This window comes from Pseudoalteromonas sp. HL-AS1 (genome assembly GCF_031198785.1).
GTDB classification, from domain to species: Bacteria; Pseudomonadota; Gammaproteobacteria; order Enterobacterales; family Alteromonadaceae; genus Pseudoalteromonas; species Pseudoalteromonas distincta.
Map to the genome: position 1 here is coordinate 573,957 of NZ_CP133570.1, position 24,523 is coordinate 598,479.

General features: G+C 38.2%; 21 protein-coding genes. 15 read left to right on the plus strand and 6 right to left on the minus strand.

Translation table 11 applies throughout. The features are described 5' to 3' along the window. Positions 1 to 24 precede the first annotated feature (24 nt). From RB214_RS19450 to RB214_RS19470, 5 genes are all read left to right on the plus strand, one after another. A complete protein-coding gene (locus RB214_RS19450; protein WP_197098907.1) occupies positions 25 to 759 on the plus strand; it encodes a 1-(5-phosphoribosyl)-5-[(5-phosphoribosylamino)methylideneamino] imidazole-4-carboxamide isomerase in 735 nt (244 codons plus the stop codon). Further along, complete coding sequence (gene hisF / locus RB214_RS19455; RefSeq protein WP_309169188.1) at positions 741 to 1,520, plus strand: imidazole glycerol phosphate synthase subunit HisF; 780 nt, start codon at positions 741 to 743, stop codon at positions 1,518 to 1,520. The genes RB214_RS19450 and hisF overlap by 19 nt, the downstream gene beginning before the upstream one ends. Continuing rightward, positions 1,511 to 2,125, plus strand: coding sequence for a bifunctional phosphoribosyl-AMP cyclohydrolase/phosphoribosyl-ATP diphosphatase HisIE (gene hisIE, locus RB214_RS19460; protein ID WP_309169189.1), 615 nt, complete (start codon positions 1,511 to 1,513; stop codon positions 2,123 to 2,125). Before hisF ends, hisIE begins: the two co-directional genes overlap by 10 nt. Positions 2,126 to 2,233: 108 nt before the next feature. After that, entirely contained in the window at positions 2,234 to 2,773 is a 540-nt protein-coding gene (locus RB214_RS19465; RefSeq protein ID WP_165742634.1) for a hypothetical protein, read from the plus strand. Position 2,774: 1 nt separating this feature from the next. Continuing rightward, positions 2,775 to 2,963, plus strand: coding sequence for a DUF1289 domain-containing protein (locus RB214_RS19470; protein WP_165723885.1), 189 nt, complete (start codon positions 2,775 to 2,777; stop codon positions 2,961 to 2,963). Between the two features lie 72 nt (positions 2,964 to 3,035). Here RB214_RS19470 and RB214_RS19475 read toward each other — a convergent pair whose 3' ends face one another. Further along, positions 3,036 to 3,551 (minus strand): gluconokinase, encoded by a 516-nt coding sequence (locus RB214_RS19475; protein WP_309169190.1) that lies wholly within the window; start codon positions 3,549 to 3,551, stop codon positions 3,036 to 3,038. A 150-nt stretch (positions 3,552 to 3,701) separates the two neighbouring features. Here RB214_RS19475 and gntU point away from each other — a divergent pair, with 150 nt between their 5' ends. Further along, complete coding sequence (gene gntU, locus RB214_RS19480; RefSeq protein ID WP_309169191.1) at positions 3,702 to 5,045, plus strand: gluconate transporter; 1,344 nt, start codon at positions 3,702 to 3,704, stop codon at positions 5,043 to 5,045. 95 nt (positions 5,046 to 5,140) lie between these two features. On the opposite strand, the gene gntR is transcribed toward gntU, so the two are convergent. Both gntR and RB214_RS19490 read right to left on the minus strand, forming a co-directional pair. Then, positions 5,141 to 6,151: a gluconate operon transcriptional repressor GntR gene (gene gntR / locus RB214_RS19485; protein WP_309169192.1), complete on the minus strand. Its 1,011-nt coding sequence runs from the start codon at positions 6,149 to 6,151 to the stop codon at positions 5,141 to 5,143. A gap of 225 nt (positions 6,152 to 6,376) precedes the next feature. Continuing rightward, complete coding sequence (locus tag RB214_RS19490; RefSeq protein ID WP_309169193.1) at positions 6,377 to 7,648, minus strand: aminotransferase class I/II-fold pyridoxal phosphate-dependent enzyme; 1,272 nt, start codon at positions 7,646 to 7,648, stop codon at positions 6,377 to 6,379. 269 nt (positions 7,649 to 7,917) lie between these two features. Between RB214_RS19490 and RB214_RS19495 the strand changes: the two genes are divergently transcribed. The 3 genes from RB214_RS19495 to RB214_RS19505 all read left to right on the plus strand — a co-directional run bounded on the left by RB214_RS19495 (position 7,918) and on the right by RB214_RS19505 (position 10,388). Continuing rightward, positions 7,918 to 8,388, plus strand: a complete 471-nt coding sequence (locus RB214_RS19495; protein ID WP_309169194.1) for a hypothetical protein — start codon at positions 7,918 to 7,920, stop codon at positions 8,386 to 8,388. 328 nt (positions 8,389 to 8,716) lie between these two features. After that, positions 8,717 to 9,307: a hypothetical protein gene (locus RB214_RS19500; protein WP_309169195.1), complete on the plus strand. Its 591-nt coding sequence runs from the start codon at positions 8,717 to 8,719 to the stop codon at positions 9,305 to 9,307. 52 nt (positions 9,308 to 9,359) lie between these two features. Beyond that, the gene (locus RB214_RS19505) at positions 9,360 to 10,388 is read left to right on the plus strand and encodes an IS110 family transposase (protein ID WP_309169196.1); all 1,029 of its coding nucleotides are present in this window, start codon (positions 9,360 to 9,362) and stop codon (positions 10,386 to 10,388) included. 366 nt (positions 10,389 to 10,754) lie between these two features. On the opposite strand, the gene RB214_RS19510 is transcribed toward RB214_RS19505, so the two are convergent. The 3 genes from RB214_RS19510 to RB214_RS19520 form a co-directional block, all read right to left on the minus strand. Next, on the minus strand, positions 10,755 to 12,926 hold the full coding sequence (locus RB214_RS19510) for a S46 family peptidase (RefSeq protein ID WP_309169197.1): 2,172 nt from the start codon (positions 12,924 to 12,926) through the stop codon (positions 10,755 to 10,757). 98 nt (positions 12,927 to 13,024) lie between these two features. Beyond that, entirely contained in the window at positions 13,025 to 15,115 is a 2,091-nt protein-coding gene (locus RB214_RS19515; RefSeq protein ID WP_309169198.1) for an EAL domain-containing protein, read from the minus strand. A gap of 180 nt (positions 15,116 to 15,295) precedes the next feature. Next, positions 15,296 to 17,083, minus strand: a complete 1,788-nt coding sequence (locus RB214_RS19520; protein ID WP_309169199.1) for a PDZ domain-containing protein — start codon at positions 17,081 to 17,083, stop codon at positions 15,296 to 15,298. A 204-nt stretch (positions 17,084 to 17,287) separates the two neighbouring features. Here RB214_RS19520 and RB214_RS19525 point away from each other — a divergent pair, with 204 nt between their 5' ends. From RB214_RS19525 to RB214_RS19550, 6 genes are all read left to right on the plus strand, one after another. Further along, positions 17,288 to 18,823: a GGDEF domain-containing protein gene (locus RB214_RS19525; protein WP_309169200.1), complete on the plus strand. Its 1,536-nt coding sequence runs from the start codon at positions 17,288 to 17,290 to the stop codon at positions 18,821 to 18,823. Between the two features lie 62 nt (positions 18,824 to 18,885). After that, the gene (gene ppnN, locus RB214_RS19530; protein ID WP_309169201.1) at positions 18,886 to 20,229 is read left to right on the plus strand and encodes a nucleotide 5'-monophosphate nucleosidase PpnN; all 1,344 of its coding nucleotides are present in this window, start codon (positions 18,886 to 18,888) and stop codon (positions 20,227 to 20,229) included. 10 nt (positions 20,230 to 20,239) lie between these two features. Then, a complete protein-coding gene (xni, locus tag RB214_RS19535; RefSeq protein ID WP_309169202.1) occupies positions 20,240 to 21,013 on the plus strand; it encodes a flap endonuclease Xni in 774 nt (257 codons plus the stop codon). 69 nt (positions 21,014 to 21,082) lie between these two features. Then, complete coding sequence (locus RB214_RS19540; RefSeq protein WP_024596929.1) at positions 21,083 to 21,466, plus strand: DUF3192 domain-containing protein; 384 nt, start codon at positions 21,083 to 21,085, stop codon at positions 21,464 to 21,466. 11 nt (positions 21,467 to 21,477) lie between these two features. Next, positions 21,478 to 23,166, plus strand: a complete 1,689-nt coding sequence (locus RB214_RS19545; protein WP_309169203.1) for a hypothetical protein — start codon at positions 21,478 to 21,480, stop codon at positions 23,164 to 23,166. Between the two features lie 206 nt (positions 23,167 to 23,372). Continuing rightward, entirely contained in the window at positions 23,373 to 24,380 is a 1,008-nt protein-coding gene (locus RB214_RS19550) for an isocitrate dehydrogenase (protein WP_039487666.1), read from the plus strand. The last annotated feature ends 143 nt before the right edge of the window (positions 24,381 to 24,523 follow it).

The following is a 24,523-nucleotide window of genomic DNA, read 5'->3' on the forward strand; positions in this document are numbered from 1 at the left end:
TTAACTAACAAAAAGAGATTATTTGTGATTATTCCAGCATTAGACGTATTACAAAATCAAATTGTGCGCTTGTACCAAGGTAAATACGACACAGCACAGTTTTACCCTTTCGAACTTGGCGCGCGTTTAAAAGAATACGCCGACAGCGGCGCGGGTAAACTACACCTTGTTGATTTAGAAGGTGCACGCGATCCAAGTAAAAAACAGTGGAAACATATTCAAGCTGCGACCAAAGCACTTAACGTACCGTATCAAGTGGGCGGCGGTATTCGCTCAGAGCAAGATGTAAGTGATTGGCTAAAAGCCGGTGCAAACCAAGTTGTTATTGGTTCAATGGCAGTAGAAAAACGCGAACAAGTAAAAGCCTGGATTGAGCAATTTGGCGCAGAGCATTTTGTAATTGCTCTTGATGTAAATAAAACAGCCACGGGCTGGGCACCAGCAACACACGGTTGGTTAAGTGAATCTGAATTTGGTTTACTTGAGCTGGTAGATTTTTATGTGAACTTAGGTGTTATTGATTTTTTATGCACGGATATCAGTAAAGATGGCACCATGACGGGCCCATCATTTGAGCTTTACGAAGACCTAACTCGCCACAACAGCACAATTAAAGTGCAAGCCTCAGGGGGCGTAAGCTCACTTGACGACATTAAAAAGCTTAAAGAGCTCGGTGTGGGCGGCGTTATTTTAGGTAAATCTCTGCTTGATGGCGCATTTAGCGTTGAGGAGGCACTGGCATGTTATCAAAACGCATAATCCCGTGTTTAGACGTTAAAGACGGCCAAGTAGTTAAAGGTGTTAAGTTTAAAGGCCATGAAATAGTTGGCGACATTTTAACAATGGCTAAAGCCTATAGCGAAGCTGGCGCCGATGAACTGGTTTTTTACGAAATCAGTGCAAGCGTTGAAAAACGCCTACTTGATGTAAACTGGGTAGAGAGCATTGCACGTAATATCGATATTCCATTTTGTGTAGCCGGCGGTATTAAATCAGTGGCTGATGCAGCGCGGGTACTTGAGCGCGGCGCAGACAAAATCAGCATTAACAGCCCTGCTATTGCGCGTCCTGAACTTATTAAAGAATTACACGATGAGTTTGGTAAGCAATGTGTTGTTGTAGGTATTGATAGCTTTTTTGATGAAATTACCGGCGAGTATTTAGTTTACCAATTAACCGGCGATCCTAATGCATCAAGCCGTACGCGCTATAAAACACAAGAATGGGTTAAACGCGTACAAGACCTAGGCGCAGGCGAAATTGTATTAAACTGTATGAACCAAGATGGCGTTCGTAACGGTTACGACAACGAGCAACTAAGTAAAATTCGCGAGCTGTGTGACATTCCTTTAATCGCCTCTGGCGGTGCGGGTAGTATGCAAGATTTTGTTGATGTATTTAAACAAAGCAAAGTAGATGGTGCATTAGCCGCCAGCGTTTTTCATAAAAATGTGATTAACATTAGCGAACTAAAACAATTTTTAATAGATAACCAAGTGGCAGCAAGATTATGCAAGTAACACAACAAAACCAAGCTCAGGTCGATTTCGCTAAAAGTGACATGATCCCTGCTATTATTCAAGATGCCCGCTCTGGTGTTATTTTAATGCAAGGCTTTATGAACAGCGAAGCACTCGCTGTTACGCTTGATACCAATAAGGTAACGTTTTACTCGCGTTCAAAATCGCGTTTATGGACTAAAGGCGAGTCATCAGAAAACTACTTAAACGTAGTATCTGTGCATACAGATTGTGACTACGATTCAATTTTAGTACTTGCCAACCCAGAAGGCCCAACATGCCACTTAGGCACACAAAGCTGTTTTGGTGATGAAGCAAAACCAAGTTTAAGCTTTTTAGCACAGTTAGAAGATGTGATTGTTGCGCGTAAAAACGACGACCCATCAAAAAGCTACACAGCGTCATTATTTGCAAAAGACTTAAGCCGTAGTTGTCAAAAAGTAGGTGAAGAAGGCGTAGAAGTTGCTCTTGCCGCTATGAAACACGATAACGATGAGCTGACAAACGAGTCTGCTGATTTAATTTATCACCTGACAGTATTACTACAACGCCAAGGCTTAGCCCTTGGAGATGTAGTTAAATGCTTGCAAGGTCGCCATAAATAGCATTAGTTGCAACTAACAAAGAGGCTCATATTTATATGGGCCTTTTTATTTTTACAGTAAATCACGTGTGATATAGTGCGTGGCTAAATTAATCGGTTACTGTGAACTATGAAAAACTATATTATTCCTTCTATTGTCGCGTTTATTTTAGCGGGCTGTACCAGCAAAACTAATCAGACTACAACTACAACAACCACTACTACTACAACGAATCAGTCTGTAAAAACCACAGTAACACCCGACGAATGCAGCACCATAAATAACCTTATAAGCAGTTATGAGTCTGGTTTTAATTCAATCAAAACAGATAAAGTAAATAACCAGTTTACTAATCAATGGCGTACTAGTGCTCATATGATTGGAGCAAACTGTACGGTTACTTTAAATAAGTCAGAGCAAGCAAGCTACCAATGCCAAACACCTGTTAAAACACAAACGCAAACAATAAAGTCTCATCAAAAACTGGCTAAGCAATTACGCCAATGCTTAACCAAAACAGGTTGGTTGGAAAGCCAAAAAGAAACAGCAAGTTCAATTTACAGCACCTTTGTACTTGATACTAAAACCCCAGTCATTACACTTGCTACTAATCAAGAAGGTAACGGGTTTTCTTCTCGCTTTGAAATTGCACCACCACTAGGACTTTAATATGCGCCAATTAAATCAAAACAAAAAACAATCTAAATTTAAAACTGATTGCCTAGGAATATGCGAAAGGCGCAGCGGTTACTGCACCGGTTGTGGGCGTACTAACGAAGAAATTTTTGATTGGATAATATTATCTGAAGATGAAAAAAAAGCGATTTTAGAAACACCACGAGCAGACGCTAACTCATAACAAATAAAGCCTTTAAATGTTAAAAGTAACAGTTAATTGATTAACTAAAAACTTTTTACTTGTTGTGGCTATTCATTTAGTTGCGCTAATACAGCTTTCGACTACTTGCTCAAATGAGCTATTAATATCTATATTTATAACATTGGGCTCATCTTCTTTTGGAACTTCTAGCGCTTCAAATTGGCTTTTGAGTAAATCAACAGGCATAAAATGTCCTTTTCTGTCCTGCATACGGCTTTTAACCAGCTCAAAATCACCAAAAAGATGTAAAAAGGTAATGCCTGTATTTCCATCACATATTTGTTCTCGGTATTTCTTTTTTAATGCTGAGCATACTATTACCGCGACTTCATTTTTCTTTTCAATGCTAAATGCAGCATCACGTATTCTTTCTAGCCAAGGCACACGATCAGCATCATTTAAAGGCTGCCCAGATGACATTTTTAATATATTAGCCTTGGGATGTAAGTCGTCTCCGTCGATAAATTTAGCGCCAATGCGCTTTGCTAATGCATCACCCACACTTGACTTTCCTGTGCTTGAAACCCCCATTACAATATAAATACGACCTACATTTGTGTTACTCATGTATTTCCCCTCGCCTTAATTTAATAATTAATTATTTTCAATGTATATATTATATTGAGTTACGGGTAACATGTTACCCGTAACAAATACGAAAGTGAAGTTAAACACACACTAAACATCATAATTCACACTGAATATAAGTAGGGAAAAATGTCAGATTTATCATTAATACTAACAGCGGTAGGCTCCATATTTTTATTGCTTTTTTTAGTAATGAAAGTACGACTACATGCTGTCGTCTCTTTGATCCTTGTTTCTATGATTGCAGGATTACTCTCAGGAATGAGCCCAGAAATAATTGCCGCTACAATTCAAAAAGGAATGGCCGGAACACTAGGCTTTGTAGCGGTGGTGGTCGCTTTAGGCGCCATGTTTGGCAAAGTAATGGAAGAAACCGGCGCGCTGGATCGCATTGCCCACACACTTTTACACCGTTTTGGAGAAAAAAACGCTAATTGGGCGCTTACCTTTACGGGCTTTATTTGTGCCCTCCCCCTCTTTTTTGATGTGGCCGTTGTACTTTTAATCGGTATTGTTTTTGCTGTGGTACGAAAAGGCGGTGGTAGCGTTGTTAAAATTGGTATTGGGCTACTTGCGGGAATAGCATCTTGTCAGGCGTTTCTTATTCCTGCGCCAGGGCCGATTTTGGTTGCCTCTCAATTAGGCGCTGACTATGGTTATATGATTTTATTTGGCCTTATTGCTGCCATACCGGCAATGATTATAGGAGGTCCAATTTGGGGCTCTATTATTTCTAAATCTATTCATGTAGAACTCCCACAGCACGAACAAATCGACGATAACCAAAGAGTTGGTAAAGGGACGCCTAGTTTTGGATTAGCATTAGGTTTAATTGCTCTGCCGTTAATTATGATTAGTTTAAATACTATTGGTAGCCGCTTTGTTGAAAAAGACTCTGATTTATATAATTGGTTAGCCTTTATAGGTCATCCATTTACAGCAATTTTAGTTGCCTGCCTAATGGCATTTTATTTGCTCGGCGCAAGGCGCGGTGTCCCGAATGCTAGAATCATGGAAATTTGTGGTAGTGCCTTACAACCTGCAGGAATTATTATTCTTGTCACTGGTGCCGGTGGGGTATTTAAACAAGTATTAGTTGATTCAGGAGTAGGTACTGCACTAGGTAATTACTTAGCTGGCTCAGGCTTACCGATTGTAATACTCGCTTTTGTATTATCAGCCGCTGTGCGTGTCATTCAAGGCTCTGCGACAGTAGCTATGCTTACAGCGTGTGGCTTAATTATTCCAATGCTTCAGCCTTTAGGCCTTGATGGAGCGCAGCTTGCCGCTGTCACTATCGCTATTGGTGGGGGCTCTATTGTGCTCTCCCATGTAAACGACTCAGGATTTTGGTTAGCGAGTCGCTATCTCGGTTTGAGCGAAATGCAAACTCTTAAAACGTGGACAGTAATGGAAACCATTATTGGTACTGTTGGCGCACTTATCGCTATGCTTATTTCTCTGTTTTTGTAAAATTACAGTATGTAGATTTATCATCACACATATAGAAATTACCTGAGCCTTTTGTTATTTAGGCTCAGGTAATTAGGCTCATATAATTAGAGTATTTAAACACTCTCACCTAGATGAACTATATAACCAGAATCAATTACTTGCTTATAATTAATGCTAGTATCTAAATCGGAATTAATCCGGCTCAACAACTCTCTTCCCGCAACATTACCTATCTGATAACGAGGGGTGATCACACTTGCTAATTGAGGCACCATTGCCTGGCCAATATCATGGCCATGAAAACCCACAACCCCCATTTGGCTAGGCACTAAAATGTTGTTTCGCTGGCATTCAAAAATAGCCCCAATCGCTAAATCATCATTAGTACAAAACAAACAGTCAGTATTTGGGTAGTCAGTACGCGCTTTTTGTAAAAGTTCAGCGCCTAAACTATAAGATGAAGCTTGATCAGTCATCACACTTTTAGGCGTAAAGCCTTTAGCTAACATAGCATCTGAATAACCTTGAAATTTTAGGCGTGTTCGTACATCGAGCCTTGCACCTATATAAACAATATTGCGATAGCCTTTATTTAAAAGTACTGTCGTCATATCAAAAGCGGCTTTAACGTTATCAAAACCAATCGCTTGCTGCATAGGAGAGTGATGAGTATCCATTATTTCAATCACAGGTACGCCTGACGTTTCAATCATTTTTAGCGTTCTGTCTGTGTGTGTAGTTTCTGATAAAATTAAACCATCAACGTGATACGACAATAGATACTCAACCCGTTTTTCTTCAATTTCAGGGTTGTAACCATAATGGGCTAACATTGTTTGATATCCTGCAGGCCCTGTCACATCTTCAATGCCTTTTATAACTTGAGCAAACACGTGATTCGTTAACGATGGGACTAGTACACCAATAGAGTAGCTTTTAGCATTAGAGAGTAAATCAGGGGCTTTATTTGCAATGTAACCTAGCGTATCAATAGTTGCACTAATTTTAGTGCGAGTAGACTCTGATACTTTTTCGGGATTACGTAAATAACGACTCACCGTCATTTTGGTTACACCAACCGCATCGGCAATATCTTGAAGAGAAGAACGTTTGTTTTTTTTCATCACACACAATTAAATAAAATGTTACTTGTAACATACCAACTATTGTGAAAAATCACTACTTTTAGCCCATTTTATTTAGGTTAAAGTAATAAATATTTAGCCTACCGCCTGTATTTAAACTGTAGCTAAATGAATGGCTAAAAAGGTTTAGAAAACCTAAACCTTTTTAACAAACAATACTGTATTTACAGTAAAGCTGAACAAGCATTTCTAATTAATGTAATTTTAAGCTTTATCGAGCGCTTGGCTTACATCGGCAATTATATCTACAATATTTTCAATACCGACCGACAAACGAATTAAATCGCGACTTACGCCCGCATTAGCAAGCTCTTCATCATTTAATTGGCGGTGTGTGGTTGACGCTGGATGACATGCAAGCGACTTGGCATCGCCAATATTAACTAAGCGTAAAATCATGTTTAGCGCATCAATAAAACGAGTACCCGCTTCTAGGCCACCAGCAATACCAAAACTTAAAATACCCGATGCTTTACCACTGGTAATTTTTTGACTCATTTCGTTATACGGGCTTGATTTAAGCCCTGCGTAATTAACCCAAAGCACTTTTGGATGATTTTCTAAATACTCAGCTAACTGCTGTGCATTTTCGCAGTGGCGATCCATTCTTAAACCTAAGGTTTCAAGGCCGATTAAAATGTCAGATGCGTTTTTAGGCGCAAGCGCTGCGCCAGTATTTCTAAGTGGCACTACTCTGCAGCGACCGATAAATGCAGCTTCAGCAAAAGCTTCGGTATAAACCACATTGTGATACGACGGATCGGGCTCGTTCATCATTGCAAAACGCGTAGCATTCGCTTTCCAATCAAATTTTCCTGAGTCGACAATCATGCCGCCAATGGCAGTACCGTGCCCGTTTATATACTTTGTCAGTGAGTGAACCACTATATCAGCGCCCAGCTCAAATGGGCGGCATAAATACGGCGTAGCCACGGTATTATCAACAATAAGCGGCACACCTTTGCTGTGTGCAATACGTGCTAAACGTTCAATATCAACAATATTACCTGCCGGATTACCAATAGATTCACAAAAAACAGCGCGGGTGTTGTCGTCAATTGCATTCTCGAACGCGGTAAAGTCATCGGCCTTAATCATGCGTGCTTCAATACCTTGCCTAGGTAGAGTATGTGCAAATAAGTTATACGTCCCACCATATACTTGGCTGGTGCTTACAATATTAGTACCGACTTCACACAAACATTGAATAGCATACGTAATAGCAGCCATCCCAGAGGCAACAGCCAGCCCACCAATGCCCCCTTCCATCGCGGCAATACGTTGTTCAAGTACGGCATTGGTTGGGTTCATTATGCGGGTGTAAATATTTCCAGGTACTTTTAAATCGAATAAATCAGCGCCATGCTGCGTGTTATCAAATGTATAAGAAGAAGTGTGATAAATAGGCACTGCTGCCGATTTGGTCGTAGCTTCAGATTCGTAACCGTGGTGCAGTGCTAATGACTCTAATTTCATAATTATTTCCTTCAATTAATTTACCACTAACCTAGCACTTCTTGGTTATAAAATGCACATGAAATATATTTAAGGACGTTGAGGTGGTTTGATTTAAGTTAAAGGCAGCTCAGAGTTTTTGGTGGCCGTTGATATTGGCTCAATATAGCTGGCAATAGCTTACACTATTTGCTATTAATGTAAGTTCATAAAATAAGGACGTTTTCGCGCTAAAAAAGGGAAAGAGTCCTATGATTAAATTGTTAGGCAACTAAAAAATCGGGGTATAAATGACTACGGAAATTGTCGAAGATAAACCAAGGCTGCTTAAGGCAGTTGAGTTTATTCTGGCTAAACCTGAAGATATTAAAAAAGAATCCATTCAGGTTTTGGAAAAGTACAAAAAAGCAAAACCAAATAAATCTGAAAGTGAGATTCAGAAACTAGCTTCTGAAAAGATCATATCCAATTACAGCTATTACGCTGCATTTGCAGGTGGCACTACTGCCCTTACAGGTGTTATCCCGGGAATTGGTACTGCTATCGCAATTGGGGGTGGCGCTAGTGCTGATGCTGTAGCTTGTATGAAATTTCAAATTGAAATGACGATGGCTATTGCTACAGTATATGGCCATGACATTTTAATTGAGGAAGAAAAGAGGCTTTGTTACATAATTGCTGGCTTAGGAGCAATGAGCGAGGCAGCTAAAGAAGGGGGTAAGACTGTGGGTTCTAAAGCCTTCGTGAAGTTAGTTCAGTAACACCTCAAAGGAGCGACACTTCAGGCAGTAAAAGAAATATTCAAAAAGCTTGGTATTACCTTTACTCGCAAAGCCCTAGAAAAGGCTATACCTTTTGGTATTGGTGTCGTTATAGGTTTCTCTGCCAACAAGGGTATCACATGGTATGTTGGCTCTAAAGCGAGAGACTTCTTTACAGCAGATGTCTAACAAGGCAAGTCAATCTGACAGCTTACTCTCCACTCGTGTTCGTGCGGGAAAAGCTTCGCACAAACACAAGTTCCGTTTCAGCTGCAGTTGCTTGCGGTGTTATGCTTTTCTCAAACCTTGGTGTAAGGAGTAAATTTAGGTGAGTGATATTTTTAACGATGTTTCCGATTTCGAATCACGACTTAATTTACCAAAAAACTTTTATCGAGATTTATTAAAAGAAGATGATTGGTCATTTATTATTAAGGTTAGTGCTTTATTCGAGGCTGCTACAACTCATTTACTAGCAGTTCGTTTCAGAGCACCTGAGATCGAAACTGAATTAGCCTTTTTAGAACAAGCTAATCCGCGCAACGGGAAAATTGTTCTTCTTGAAAAAATGGAAGTTCTTCATAAAGACCAAGCTATTTTTTTAACTAAGCTAGCTAATTTAAGAAATCAGTTAGCCCACAAAATTGAAAATGTAAATTTTAATTTTTCCGGCTACATTACCGACATGGATAAAAACCAAACGAGTGCTTTTGTTAAATGGGCTGGTCACGGAGTCGTTGAAACTGCGATTTATAAAGGAACTCATATAACTAGGCATGATTTTGTAACCAGTAATCCGAAGTTTTCTATATGGTTAACAGCCGCAGAAGTATTGGCTTGCATGAATTTAGATATTCAAGGTATTGAAGCGCGAATTAAAATAGAGGCATTTGGGTGGCTAAAAAGCATAACAAGATAATTGGACTCCCAACTTCTACACTTAAGTAGAAATTATTTTTCGGAGTTCAATTATGAATAAGTTAAGAATTGGTGTCGATTTAGCTCATAAATTAATACAAGTTTGTAGTTCTACAAATAATAAAGTGCACTCAAATAATGAGATGACACTGCAACAATTTAGTGAGTACTTGGTATCGCTTAGTCCTTCAACGATTATTTTTGAGGCCTGTGCGAGTGCTAATTATTGGCATCAATTTGCAACTTCACTTGGTCATAATTCCTTACTAATATCTGCGCGATTAGTTATGTCTGTTCGTCAAAGTCAAAAAACAGATAAAAATGATGCTTTAGCTGTTTTACAAGCATCGCTGTTACCAGATGTTCACTTTATTACTGCAAAATCAATTAATGAACAGCAAGCTCAATCAATGCTCAAATTGAGAGAGCACAGTGTTAAACAAAAAGTAGCGCTTAAAAATCAACTCACAGGTTTACTGCGTGAATTTAATATAAGCAGTGGTCGCTCAATAAGTCAGTTTGTAGGTACAATCCAAGATACATTGGAAGATGCCGAAAATGGTTTTTGTGATGCATTTAGAAAAATGCTTAAAGTATCATTGGATTTATATTTAACGTTAACTGAAGCAATCGCAACCTATGATTTAGCATTGGCTAAATGGGTTGATGAAACACCAAGCTGTAAAAAACTAATGCGCCTAGAAGGGGGTGGGATTTTAAATGCCATTCATCTTTTTATTAATTTGTCGTCGGGTGAATTAGCCAGGTTTAAAGCGGGCAAAGATGCCGCTGCTTGTATAGGTTTGACACCGACTCAGCACAGCTCTGGTGGTAAAGTAAGTTTAGGTAGAATAAGTCGGCGTCGAAATACAACATTACGTAGTTTACTGATTACAGGTGCAATGGCTGTCATCCAACAAGTTGTTAAGCGAGAGCCAAAAACAAGTAAAGAGCGCTGGCTTAAAGCGTTAATAGAACGACGAGGAAAAAAGTGTGCAGCAGTCGCATTAGCCAATAAAACGGTTAGAACCGCTTTTTCTTTAATCAATAATAAAACAGAATATAAAGCTGTTTTATTATAAAAAAATCAAACATCAGCTTTAGCTAAATTAACAACATGTTAGACGACACAGTATAGTAACAAGAGCGGAAAGCTCGTTAACAAGAAGAGTGCTCTAACACGCGAAATTATCTTGGAGTCGAGGTAGCGCCTCATTTAGAACTCGTACATAAGAAAGCGAATTTATTTAGTTAAAATAGTTGTTGATAAATGGGAGTCCACATAAGTGACTATGGTTACGAACGTCCGGAAATGGCACTCTACAGCCACTCGACAACATAAAATGTTGATAATAATTGGTAAGGTATTTTACTGTGTCGGATGGGCTTTGCTTATTCGACCTACACTGGCACTTACCAGTCATAAATAAGCAAATCAAACACCTTACCTATTTCACGATTGTCATTTCATCTAATAAGTTTTGTGCATTATCTACTTTATCCATTACCCACAGCATGTAGCGTGAATCAACATGGATTGAGCGATTAAGCTCAGGGTTGTAATCCCAGTCACCAATAATACTTTCGTAAACACCGTCGAACAGTAAGCCAACAAGCTCTGCTTTGCCGTTAAGTGTTGGCGAACCTGAGTTACCACCGGTAGTGTCTACATTTGATAAAAAGTTTACTGGTACTGTATTCATGCCGCCCGTGTAATCACCGTAAAGCTTGGCTTTAATTTGCTCTTGTAACTTTTTGGGTGCATTAAATGGGTCAACATCAGTGTTTTTAGCGAGTAATCCTTCAAGCGATGTAAACGGTGTTGCTACCAAGCCATCTTGAGGTGAGTAGCCGCCTACGGTGCCATAGGTTACTCGTAGTGTGCTGTTGGCATCGGCGTATACAGGTTTGTTTTGAGCTTTGTTAAACGCAATGATTGCGCTCATTAGCTCTGGGCGAGCTGCTTGTAATTTACCTGCAAGTGCTTTTGATTTATCTTCCTCTGCTTTCATTACTTTAAATATGGCTTTAGCGTACTGCACAAATGGGTCTTGGCTTTGATTTAGCTGGCTAAACGATTGCTCAAACAATGAACTACGAACAGTGGCATTATCAAGTCTTGACTGTTCATACATGCTATCAAGTAACGCGCTTTGGGTTGCTTTATCAAACCCATTTTGTACTTTAAATACGTCATCAACCTCGCTAAAACGCTCTTCTTTAGGAAGTGCTGCATACAGCTCTAAAAAGTGCAGTAAAATAGCTTTATCTACTTTGCTATCATAACGGCGCGTCATGCGCTCAAGCCCTGCTTTAATGCGAGGTAAGTCACGTTCTTGATAACCAGATTCACGTTCGCTATTTGGCTTCTGTTTTTCGTAAGCTAGGCGGTATAAACGTCGTGCTGTGCTGATCATTTGTGAGCGATGTACATAACCTAACATTCGGTCGCGTTCACTGTGCTCTTGTGATTGCGCAATTAGATCAGATAGCTCACCTAATACGCTTCCGTATTGCTCTTTACGCTCACTGTCGCTATTGATCCATTGTGTTAGGTCTTGCTCAAACTGTTTTTTGCGCTCAAGCATAGTGCCTTTTTTGAAGCTTTCGATCATCGAACCATAGTTTTTAATATAGTTGTTATAACCTGCAATGGTGCTTTCGTAAGCAATACGCGCTTTACTGCCGTCTTCTGAGTTTTCTTCAATAAGCGACACGTATTTTGAGTTATGAACACGTGCTTTAGGGTAGCTGTCGTTAAATACGTTATCTACCTCTGTTGCTATACGGTAGCGGTTAGTTCGCCCTGGGTAGCCTGTAACCATTACAAAGTCGCCTTCTTGCACGCCTTTGGCACTTACTTTTAGGTAAGAGTCAGGTACGTAAGGTACGTTGTCTTCGCTGTACTCAGCTGGTTTTCCATCTTTGCCTACATAAGCACGGTAAAAACCAAAGTCGCCTGTGTGGCGCGGCCACATCCAGTTATCTATATCGCCACCGTATTTACCTACGCCCATAGCTGGTGCGTAAGATAAACGTACGTCTTTAATTTCAAGTGACTTAATTAGGTAAAACTCTAAACCACCATGAAACGAGTACACATTACAACGGTAGCTTTCGTCGGCTTCACACTGGGCTACTAGCGCTTTTTCGTTTTTTACTATTGCGTCGTAGCGTGCTTTACCGCTTAGTTCTTTAATACCTTTACTAACTTTGTCAGTCACATTAGTAACTGTTTCTGTGACGTATACGCGTGAACCCGGCGCTGCTGGTAAGTCCTCAGCAGGGCTTTTAGCTAAAAAGCCATTTTCTAATATGTTGTTTTCAGGTGTTGAATTATATTGCACCGAGCCATAAACACAGTGATGGTTTGACACAACTAAACCCTTAGGCGATACAAACGATGCTGTACAGCCACCTAGGCTAATTACCGCATTCATTGGGAATTCGGTTAATTTAGAAATAGATTCAACATCAATTTCAAGCCCTTTGGCTTTTAAAATTGATTCTAACTCTGGAAGTTGGTGTGGTTGCCACATGCCTTCGTCGGCTATGGCGCTACTCGCAAGTGATAAGGAAAATGTGGCTGCTAATGTAGCTACAAGAGGTTTTAAACGCATTATAGAATCCTTTTTATTTGTTTCTATAACAGGTTACTCGTCAGTAGCTAATGAGGTCAATAGCCGTGCAATGATTTGTTACAATCGAGTGTTTAATCTTACTTTTTATCAAAATTCATCGAAAAATCAAGAAACTGTTTTGCTGGTATTGGTTTACTAAAGTAAAAACCTTGCATAAAATCACAGCCTAATTTGTTCAATAAAGTAAGCTGCTCTTTTGTTTCTACACCTTCGGCTACCACTGTCAGTCCTAAGCTGTGCGACATGGCAATAATTGCCTTTACGAGATTACGGTCTTCATTGTTTAGTACAATACCATCAATAAAACTTCTATCTATTTTGAGTACATTAAACGGATACTCCCTCAAATAACTTAATGACGAATAACCCGTACCAAAGTCATCCATTGATAAGTTAATGCCTAATGCTGTTATTTCAGTCAATATATCAACAACATTAGTGTGGCAACTCATCAATACTCCCTCAGTTATTTCAAGCTCTAAATTTTCGGGATTTACGTTTGCTTCACTTAGTGAGTTTTGAATAAAGCTGAGTAATCCCACGTCTCTAAATTGACGAGGTGATAAGTTAACGGCAATAGTGTATTGCTGTTTTCGTTTACAAGTACTTTGCCATGTGTTTAAAAAATCTAATGCTTGGCTAATTACAAACTTGCCAATGGGTACAATTAACCCTGTATTTTCGGCAATAGGTATAAACTCATCGGGTGTTACATTACCTAGCACAGGGTTATGCCAACGTAATAACGCTTCTGCACCAATGATGTGTTTATTTTTGGCGTCAAATTGGGGCTGGTAGTATAACTCAAATTCGTCACGCTCAAGGGCGCCACGCATCTGCTCTTCTATTACGAGTCGGCGCTGAATAATTACATTCATCTTTTTAGTAAAAAATGAATAAATATTACGACCATATGATTTTGCTTGATACATTGCAGTGTCAGCGTTTCTTAATAAATCAGCAACGGTTGTACCATTTTCTGGGTATATGGCTACACCAATACTTGCTGTTAGTATGTGTTCTCGGCCTTCAATTTTAAAAGGGGCCCTAAAATTGTTGAGCAGTTTTTCAGTGATTTTTAGCGCAGCATGATGATCAGTTATACCTCGTAATAATACAATAAACTCATCTCCACCTAGGCGCCCTACCGTGTCTTCTTTTCGTAGTGCATCTTGTAGCCTTTGCGCTGATTCAATTAAAAGTTTGTCTCCTGTTTCATGGCCTAAAGAATCATTTATTTTTTTAAAATCATCTAAATCTAAAAACAGTACCGCAGCTTTTTCGTTATTTCTTTTTGCTTCAATAAGTAATTGCGACAAACGATCTAGTGCTAAAAAACGATTTGGAAGCGAAGTTAAACTATCGTAATACGCTTGATGTCTAATTAGTTCATCTGATTTATGCTGTTCTGTAATATCTCGAATAATAACCATTAACTGGTTATGTTCTGTTATTTTATTTATTCTTGCTTCAAAATAAACGAGCCCATGGGGCAAGGTCAACTCGTAATTAAAGCTCATCATCTGCTCTTTTTCTAATACGAGGCTGATATAAGTTTCAAATTTTTTGGCTACATCGCGAGGGAGTACATCCCCCATTTTTTTACCAATAAACAGCTTTGGCTTGGTATAAAGGTCGGTCTCATTACTGGCATGATACTCAATAATAGTTCCATCATTTTCCATCAAGAAAAATAAGTCAGGAATTGCCCCAAAAATAGTTTTTAGCATATGCTCATTAAATGACGCCTCTGCTTGTGCCTTTTTAACCTCAGATAAATCAATATCAATACAGTACATTTGCTTTGTATTATATTGATTTGTAAACATAACATGGCTAGAAAAAACGGATACATCATTTCCATTCTTGTCTTGTAAAATAATTTCAGATGCTGGAATTTCTATGTCTTTTTCTACCCAGTCACTATGCGCATTAATAACTAACTCACACATTGGCTCTGGAATTATAAGGTCTTCTATTTTTTGTCCTATGGCTTCTTCTTTGGTATATCCATAAAGTCGCTCACTGCCTTCATTCCAATAAATAACACGACGCTCATTGTCATAACCTTGAACAGAAATAACATTTACCGCATCAAATAACTGATGCAAATAGTCGTTAATTACAAATTGATGGGTTAAGTTTGAAGTCGGGTTATCTAATTTCATTTTAAGGCTATATCCATAAATAATTTTATTTAATAATAGGAAAATACTAAATAATAATTAAATTTAATTTTAATATTAAATCTCCATGTACATTTTATACGTCATTATGCAAAACAAAAAAAGAGCCGAAGCTCTTTTTTAATAATCGTTAACTATATTCAAACGCTATAAAAACTGAATTTATTTTTTTGTCACATCATTTGGATGTTCCACGCCAATCCATGCTTTGAATAGTGCTTTTTGCTGTGGCGTTGCCTCTTTATCAGCAACTACTTTTTTAGGCTTATCGAAATCTTCTGATAATACTAATGTTAAGCTTTCAAGTGCATCGCGACGAAGATAGTCAACGGTTACTTTATCGCCTGCCTTAAACGTTTCTAGGCTAGTTTTTAAATCTTTACCTACGTGATGTTTGTTTATAGCGACAATTTTATCATCGGTAGTTAAACCCGCTTTCCACGCACTGCCACCACGGCGTACATAACTTAACGTCAGTAACTCGCCCGTATTTTTAGCGGTAGCGTCAATACTTGCAAGCGCTTTTGCTTTTTCAGGCCGCTCAAATTTTAAACCTACTTTAGTAAGTAAGTCGTCAAAGTTAATACTTGCAGGCGACTCAACATTTTCTTGCCACCAACTTGAATAATCACGTCCTGTTAAATCTTTTAAAATATTAAGTACATCTGTATCTGTAAATCCAGCTGGCATTTTATGATTGTTATAAAGTGCTTTGTGTACGTCGCGGTAGCTTATTTTACCTTGGCTTTTTTCTAGCAAGTCGATATCTAAGGCAAGTGAAAGTAACGAACCTTCTGAGTAAATATTAGTGCTGTAGTTACGTGCGTGATCGCCACCTTGATTAATCCATTTATCAAAGCTTGTTTCGCTTGCGCTTTGTACTTCACGGCCCGGTGTTTGCAAATGACGATTAATTGTTTTACTCATCACTTTAAAAAATTCATCCGTTGTTTGAATGCCTGAGCGCACTAATAAATGATCTTCAAAATAACTTGTTGAACCCTCTGCAATCCAAAGCAGTTTAGAGTAATTCATATTAGTGTAATCGTATGGCACTAAACCTTGAGGGCGATATGCTTTTACATTCCATGTATGAATAAATTCGTGTGCGGCTGTGCTAATAAAACCTAAGTAATCTTCGCGACTACCAAATCGGTCACGTGGACGTTGAATAATTGTTGAGTTTAGATGCTCTGTTGCACCACCAGCACCTGATGTTGCATGCACCATAAATACATAACGTTCATACGGGTAGTCATCCCAAATTACATTACCCGTGGCAACTAATTTTTTAAGATCTGTAAGCATTAGATCTACATCGTAGTTACCATCGCCCCAAACAACTAAGTCGTATTCACGCCCTTCTACTTCAAATGTGTGTAGTTGGTTAATACCCGTTTCGATTGGTGAATCAACAAGTACGTCGTAATCGGCAGCTTTAAATGAGTTTTTGCCTTTTAAATTGTCCATACCCGATACAGAACGCCACTTTTTAGGTACGTCTAAATTAACGGTTACAGGCTCTTGTCGAAACGAGTCACTGAACATAAAAAAGCCTGACGCATCTATAAATGCGTGGCTGTCGTCAATGTGGCGAGCACGTTTACCAAGCTCATTTGCATACACTTGGTAGTCAACATTAACTTCTGTAGGTTCATTAAGATGTACACGCCATGTACTGTGATCTATTTTTTTCCATTTTAGTTCTTTGCCATCTTCATCTTTGGCTTTGAAGTAGCGAATGCCATTTGCAAGGTTTAACATTTCGTAGCGACCCGTGCGCCACGCAGGAAGTTTTATATCAAGGTGTGCTTGCGCTGTTTTTGGAAATTCAACACTTACATCACCTAAATGATGCTGTGGCTGCGAAATTTCTAAAGAATAATTTACATCGGCAAATACAGGTGCAGAACATGCAGCTAAAATTGAAAGGGCTAATAACTTTTTCATAGAGACTCTTAGTGGAAACTTAATTGCTTACAAGACTAACAAGCCCCTATTTAAAAGTGAATTAAATACGATAAATGACCCTATATACGAGTTTATAAGTAGTAGCTTATTAAAATTTCTAAGTTTTTTACTAGATAACTACACATAATAAAAATTTGTTGTAAACTGAAGATAATGAAATTAATTTGATGGCGGTATGCTTAGGTGTCACAAAGATCTAACGCAACAGATAAAAAGCTAAAACAAGCAATTGATGCGCGTATGGCTGTTGAGAGTGCTCGTAAACATCAAGTAGATGTTCTATGTGACTTTACAGCTAAACTATCGTTGAGCTGTAAAGGACTAGATATCGAGTTAGATAATCGCCTCGCCAAATTTAGAAGTGCGCTTAATAAAGGCATGAGTTTTGAAAACCTTGCTCCCCTTATTAGTGAAACTTTAGTCCTACTTAAAAACCAAGAATCGATTCAACAAGCTCAGCAACGTAATTTATTCAACAGTGTGCAAAGTGCCGGTAAACAATTACAAAAAACCAAAGGTTTACCTGACGACACTCGCAGGACTCTAAGAAATTTACTCGATCACGAGATTAATAACGTTCATTCAACTCATGGTTACATTCCGCTACTTGATCAACTTATTAGCTTTTATCATGAAGCGTTGCTTACCAAACAAGACCCTCAAGTTGATCAGCAGCGCCCTGTAAAACAGACGCGTGCAAAAAAACTGCTTGAGCTCGCTAATGAACTTATACTTGAAGAAGAAGCTACGCTACAAATTAATAATATAAAAAATAATATTACAGAAAGTGACTCAATTGATGCATTACTTGATACAGCAATTAGTATTATTGATGTAGTGGTAAAAAATATAAGTAAAGAGCGTAAATCCGCGCAAAGCTTTTTAGTTTCATTAAATCAAACCCTCGAAGATCTTCATAACTCTATTATCTCAACTAGCAAGCACTCTGAGTCTATGGAAGTTGAGTTTGACTCACTTAATAAAAGCATTGAACTAAAAATAAAAAATCTTAATGAGCAAACGCAAAAAGCAACATCAATCTCATCTTTAAAAGAACTCGTAGATAACGAATTAAAATCAATAAGTGAAGATTTTATAGCAAAAGAAAAGTTAGAACGAAAAGACAGAGAAATGCTTAGCGCTAGTTTTAATGAAATAAATACTCGAATTGTTACTTTAGAAGATAAGTTAACAACGTATAAAAAACGCTTAAACGAACAGCGCTTTAAAAGCTTACTAGATGGACTTACAAAACTGCCTAACCGGGCTGCATTTGACGAACGTTACAATCACGAAATGCATTTGTTTAATGTGCAGCCATCAGATGTTACGCTTGCAGTTATTGATGTTGACCACTTTAAATCTATCAATGATAGATTTGGCCACACCGCAGGTGATATTACCTTACAAGTTATATCAAAAGCGTTGCAAAAATCGGTAAGAAAGTCTGATTTTATAGCGCGTTATGGCGGTGAAGAATTTGTACTATTAATGCCAGGTGTGTCGCTAGAAAACGCAACATTACCCCTGGATAAAGTAAGAAAGGTAATTAAAAATATACCTTTTAAATTTAGAGAAAAACAAATTGAGATCACTATTTCGGTAGGTGCAACTCAATTTAAGAAAGGCGATACCCTATTAAAGGCATTTGATAGAGCTGATGATGCACTTTACGAAGCCAAAAATTCAGGGCGAGATAGACTTTGTACCAGTAAATAATGTCATAGCTATTATAACTTTTATGACAAGTAGTTTTACGATTTAGCAGTAGGAGCACGTCTATGTTAATACAGTTAAACCCAACTGGGGTTTTAGATTTACTGTCGCAATTAGAAGTTGATTTATTAGAGCAATCGTCTGCTAGTGAGCGTTATAAGTTATTTAGAAACTGCGTACTTGCAGTGCTCAATGTAGGCAGCCATACCGACGACAGTAACGATATATACGACAAATACAAAGATTTTGATATTCGTTTAGTAAGCCGCGAACGAGGTATTAAAATTGAACTTGAAAACCCACCCGCAACCGCATTTGTTGATGGCGAAATAATTACCGGTATTCACGAACATATATTTTCTGTTATTCGTGATATTTTGTTTATTTGTCAAAAATACGAAAAAGATTTAAAAGAGCAAAAAGCCATAACCCATATGGTGTTCGATATGCTCAGAAATGCAGGTGCACTGCGTGTTAAAAGCGAGCCTAACATGGTTGTTTGCTGGGGCGGACATTCAATAAACGAGGTTGAATATAAGTACACAAAACAAGTAGGTTACGAACTTGGTTTACGTGGATTAAATATTTGTACCGGTTGTGGTCCTGGTGCCATGAAAGGCCCAATGAAAGGCGCAACTATTGGCCACGCAAAGCAACGTAACACCGATAATCGCTACTTAGGTTTAACAGAGCCAAGCATTATTGCTGCCGAGCCACCAAATCCTATTGTAAACGAACTCGTTATTTTACCTGATATTGAAAAACGCCTTGAAGCTTTTATTAGAACAGCTCACGCAATTATCATTTTTCCTGGTGGCGCAGGTACTGCTGAAGAGTTGTTATATTTATTAGGCATATTGTTGCACCCAGATAATACTAAGCAATGTTTACCTGTTATTTTAACAGGCCCCAAACAAAGCGAGGCGTACTTTAAAGAGCTATGCGAGTTCGTTGAAATGACACTTGGTAAGGAAGCGTTGGATAAGTTTGAAGTAATTATTGATAATCCTGAATTAGTCGGTCAAAAACTAAAGTCATCGATGGCTAATGTTCGTGATTACCGTAAAAGTGAAGGTGATGCTTATTACTTTAACTGGACATTAAAAATAGATAACGACTTTCAACAACCTTTTGCACCAACACATGAAAATATGGCAAGTTTAGATTTACACCTTGATCAGCCTAAACAGCTACTCGCGGCTAATTTGCGTAGAGCTTTCTCTGGTATTGTTGCTGGTAATGTAAAAGACGAAGGCGTTAGAGCCATTAAACAAAACGGTCCATACATTTTAAGTGGCGAACCTGCCCTTATGACAAATATGGATAAATTATTACAGGCATTTGTTCTTCAAGGTCGCATGAAGCTCCCTGGTAGTAAATATGTTCCATGTTACAAAATAAAAGCATGAGTTTTATAGTTTGAAACCCCATTTACTTCTTATAGATGCGCTTAATTTAATTAGGCGCATTTACGCCGTTGACGCGAATCAAAAACATCATAGCGACGAGCAAATGATACAAACGTGCTGTGCACGTGTAGCCCACGCCTGTAAAAAGCTTTTAGATACGAGTAATGCAACCCATGCTATTGCTGTGTTTGATGGCGACAAAAGCTGGCGTTATCATTTTTATAAAGACTACAAACACTCGCGCGCGCCAATACCCCAAGTATTAAAAGATGCTCTATTGCATTTTAAAGCCGCAATTGAAGAAACAGGTATTGTAGTATTTGAACCTATTAACGATGAAGCCGATGATATTATTGCAACGCTTGCGTTTAAAGCATCAAATAATCAAATAGCTAATACTGTTGTTTCTACCGATAAAGGTTTTTTACCTTATATAGGCCCTTATATTACAGTGTATGATTACTTTAAAAAACTCTATTTAGATGAGACAAGTATAAAAGAGCGTTTTGGTGTTGAGCAAAATAAACTCGTTGATTTTTGGGCATTAGCGGGCGATAAAACAAATGATATTCCGGGAGTTAAAGGAATAGGTACTAAATCTGCGCAGCAAATAGTTAATAACTATAACTCAATTGAACAAGCAGCCGAAGATGAGTCTCTAAGCCCGAGTATTAAAGCAAAGTTAGCCGCTAATATGGATATGTACGTAATTTCAAAGCACTTGGTTAGTTTACGCACCGATATAAATTTAGGTTTTAGTTTAAAGCAGTTAAGACTTAATTAGTCGCAAGTTAATAGCCTCTAAACATTACAAAACGTATACTGATATTAGTTACCGGAGTCAGAGTAAGCCATATTGAAAAAATTTATCCGATATTTAATTTTAGGTTTAGGGCTATATGCACTGATAGCTGCATTGGTGATTACCTTTTATAAAGACGATCCTCAAGCTATGATTTGGCAAGACCGAGAGGCTTTCAATAAACGTTACATCGAAAAACTATCACTTGAGCAGCCAACAACACTAAATAGTGTTCTTGATTACTTAGGCAGCCCCGATCTTACTTATGCCAAACGAGATGGTGAACAAGTATTTCAGATAGTTTTTTATCGTACACAACATAAAACATCTGACGGTATTACCACTATGGATGAATGTACTGGCCTATTATTTAAAAATGGGCAGCTGTTTTTATGGGGCCCGAGTGCATACAATAAATACCAAGAACAAAATTAGGTGAAGGTTTAATGGATGAAGCTGTTTCAACTACCTTAGAGCAGCTGCTTAATAATACGCAGCTGTTTTTAAGTTATTATAACAATAAACAAAAATGGACAGCTCTATATCCAATGGCAAGTAAGCTAGCTGAGCAATATAGAGTGCTCTACAGCAAACAGCCATTCGCATTACAATCGAGATTAACGCTTTATAATCCAAGTTATTCTTATGCAACAAATTTAGTTGTTAGTCAGAGCGTCATAACTGCTGCCCTGTGTAAATCTCAAAATTATAATAGTGCCTTAAGTGAGCTATACATAGCCGCTACACTCATTGAACATTTATGTGTTGGAGCGCAATTAAACAAGCTTTGCGAGCAAACACCTTTTCAAGATTCTGATAAAAAAATTTGGAAAATGCGTCATCAGTTAGCAGCAAAAGTAATGTTAGCTAGTGGCGATTCAGCAAAACCTGTTACGCAGTTACTAGCTAAATTAAATAAGTATAAACAAGCATTGGTAAGTGCTCCTAAAATAATGCTTTACGATGGGGGCATAACGCTGATTGCTCTAGCAAATATTATTAGCATGAACATTACGAGCAACACGGCTAATAAACATATTAGCTTATATAAAGCACTTACCGATTTGTACATTCGCACACCTAACTTGTTCGCACTGCAATTAATTAAATCACTAATAGCGCATTTAGGGCCATTATTACCGGGAAGCCGCGTTTTATACGCTGAGCAAACCATGATTTATTTAGCAACTGATGCACAACAACGGCATGTTTTAATTAGTACAGCAAATCCAAATAAATTAACCTGGTACAGAGTAAAAGCAACGCTTAACGATAATCCAAAACAATGGCATTGCACTGATAAAACCATTAGCTTTAAAGTATTTAACAGTGAACATGTAAAACCACAAAGTGAGCTTGAGGTTGATAAGGCACAATCTTTACTTGAGCTAATAAGTAATATTAAGTTACAGCACGAATACAGCTATAAAGGATTAAGCCTGCTGATGGCGCCTCACCCTCTCGTAATTGCTAATTTATGCGAGGCAGTAAAACCATATAATAAAGAACATCAGCCCGCAAAAGACTTAAAACATAGTTTATCTATGGTCGGTTATTATAATGCACCTGCAATAATTCAACGGGTTGTTTTTGAACAATTAGTTAATGTTACCCCACATCCATTGCAAGCCTACGTGACTAACAGATTAAATGGATTAGTAAAAATAATGGCTTTATTGGTTAGTAAAAATGACCATGACCAGTTTGAGCACATCACTTTACCTTTATACGCTTACGCCCATTTTTTATTAACGCAATGCAGTACACAGCTTTCTCGTAAAACGCTGATTGACGACACACCAAATAAAACATTGAGTGCCCCTATTTGCTCATTTTTTGGGGTAAGTTCAATTAACACCGAACAACTCACACAACAGCTTACTCATTTATTGAGTGACAACCCATGGACTGCAGCACTCTTAGAAGCAGAGCAAACACCTAAAAAGCACTTAACTGAGGCCCATAAACTTTGGATCTCACTTAAGATTGTTGCTCAAAATGTGTTTAAACCTGAACTTTCGCTAACTCCGTGGCAGCAGCAAACGTTAAATGAACAGCTAAAAATACTCAAGTGGCATAACCAAGCTGATTTTTATCAACAATTAGAATCTCTTGAGTTGTTTAATAGTATTTAGTTTATTAGAAGCTATTTTATGTCTTTATACCCATTATAACTTTCGTGTATACCCAGTATTTTTTGTATAAACTAGCAAAATGGGTGATAAATTGATATAAATGCGCCCTTAAATTTTCAAGCACGTTCACATAAATGTTCTAACAAGCGGTTACTCTCTCAGAGTAATAATTTATGTGCAAATCAAACTCTTTAAAGGAAAAGTCAATGGCCAAACAAACCATCACAGTGATCAAAGGCGACGGCATCGGTCCGAGCATTATCGACTCAGCACTTGAAATATTAAAAGCCGCAGGTTGCGACTTTGATTATGAATTTGTTGATGCTGGCCTAGCTGCACTTGAAAAAACAGGTGAGTTATTACCGCAAGAAACAGTTGATACAATTGCTAAAAACAAAATCACTCTTAAAGGCCCATTAACTACGCCTGTAGGTGAAGGTTTTACATCTATTAACGTAACACTTCGTAAGCAATTCGGTTTATACGCTAACGTACGTCCAGTTAAATCATTTGTTGGTACTAAAGCACGTTACGACGATATTGATATCATTACTATTCGTGAAAACACGCAAGGTATGTACTCAGGTGCTGGCCAAGTAGTAAGTGAAGACGGTAATGAAGCAGAAGCAAAATCGATAATTACGCGTGAAGGCGCAGAAAAAATCGTAACTTTTGCATACGAGCTAGCGGTACGCGAAGGTCGTAAAAAAGTAACTGCAGTTCATAAAGCTAACATTTTAAAATCAACATCTGGTTTGTTTTTAAAAGTAGCACGTGAAGTAGCTGAGCGTTACCCACAAATTGAATCAAATGAAATGATTGTTGATGCAACATGTATGAAGCTGGTAATGACACCTGAAGAGTTTGACGTAATTGTTACGACTAACTTATTTGGTGATATTTTATCTGACCTTTGTGCTGGTTTAGTTGGCGGTTTAGGTATGGCACCTGGTGCTAACATTGGTGAAGATGCAGCAATTTTTGAAGCTGTACATGGTAGTGCACCAGATATTGCTGGCAAAAACCTAGCTAACCCAACATCTGTAATTTTAGCATCTATTCAAATGCTTGAGCATTTAAATATGGGCGATACTGCAGAGCGTATTCGTAGTGCTGTTGCTGATGTAATTAAATCAGGCGACCGTACAACTCGCGATTTAGGTGGCAGCCACGGTACAACTGATTTCACTCAATCAGTAATTGACCGTTTATAATTAATATTTGTTATTGATTTAAAAAGCCCGCTAATTTAGCGGGCTTTTTTGTTTTTGCTAACTACGTTTACTACCTAGTGTATTTATGCAAGTTATACCAATTCGCTTAATTAAGTGATCTATTTTGAGGATGAAAAAACGTG

Excerpts from the sequence above, each read along its gene's own strand:
- RB214_RS19505 (WP_309169196.1), top strand. The coding sequence starts at position 9,360 with ATGAATAAGTTAAGAATTGGTGTCGATTTAGCTCATAAATTAATACAA.
- hisIE (WP_309169189.1), top strand. The coding sequence starts at position 1,511 with ATGCAAGTAACACAACAAAACCAAGCTCAGGTCGATTTCGCTAAAAGT.
- RB214_RS19465 (WP_165742634.1), top strand. The coding sequence starts at position 2,234 with ATGAAAAACTATATTATTCCTTCTATTGTCGCGTTTATTTTAGCGGGC.
- RB214_RS19545 (WP_309169203.1), top strand. The coding sequence starts at position 21,478 with ATGGATGAAGCTGTTTCAACTACCTTAGAGCAGCTGCTTAATAATACG.
- RB214_RS19510 (WP_309169197.1), bottom strand. The coding sequence starts at position 12,926 with ATGCGTTTAAAACCTCTTGTAGCTACATTAGCAGCCACATTTTCCTTA.
- RB214_RS19495 (WP_309169194.1), top strand. The coding sequence starts at position 7,918 with ATGACTACGGAAATTGTCGAAGATAAACCAAGGCTGCTTAAGGCAGTT.
- hisF (WP_309169188.1), top strand. The coding sequence starts at position 741 with ATGTTATCAAAACGCATAATCCCGTGTTTAGACGTTAAAGACGGCCAA.
- RB214_RS19550 (WP_039487666.1), top strand. The coding sequence starts at position 23,373 with ATGGCCAAACAAACCATCACAGTGATCAAAGGCGACGGCATCGGTCCG.
- gntR (WP_309169192.1), bottom strand. The coding sequence starts at position 6,151 with ATGAAAAAAAACAAACGTTCTTCTCTTCAAGATATTGCCGATGCGGTT.
- RB214_RS19470 (WP_165723885.1), top strand. The coding sequence starts at position 2,775 with ATGCGCCAATTAAATCAAAACAAAAAACAATCTAAATTTAAAACTGAT.
- RB214_RS19515 (WP_309169198.1), bottom strand. The coding sequence starts at position 15,115 with ATGAAATTAGATAACCCGACTTCAAACTTAACCCATCAATTTGTAATT.
- gntU (WP_309169191.1), top strand. The coding sequence starts at position 3,702 with ATGTCAGATTTATCATTAATACTAACAGCGGTAGGCTCCATATTTTTA.
- RB214_RS19520 (WP_309169199.1), bottom strand. The coding sequence starts at position 17,083 with ATGAAAAAGTTATTAGCCCTTTCAATTTTAGCTGCATGTTCTGCACCT.
- ppnN (WP_309169201.1), top strand. The coding sequence starts at position 18,886 with ATGTTAATACAGTTAAACCCAACTGGGGTTTTAGATTTACTGTCGCAA.
- RB214_RS19475 (WP_309169190.1), bottom strand. The coding sequence starts at position 3,551 with ATGAGTAACACAAATGTAGGTCGTATTTATATTGTAATGGGGGTTTCA.
- RB214_RS19490 (WP_309169193.1), bottom strand. The coding sequence starts at position 7,648 with ATGAAATTAGAGTCATTAGCACTGCACCACGGTTACGAATCTGAAGCT.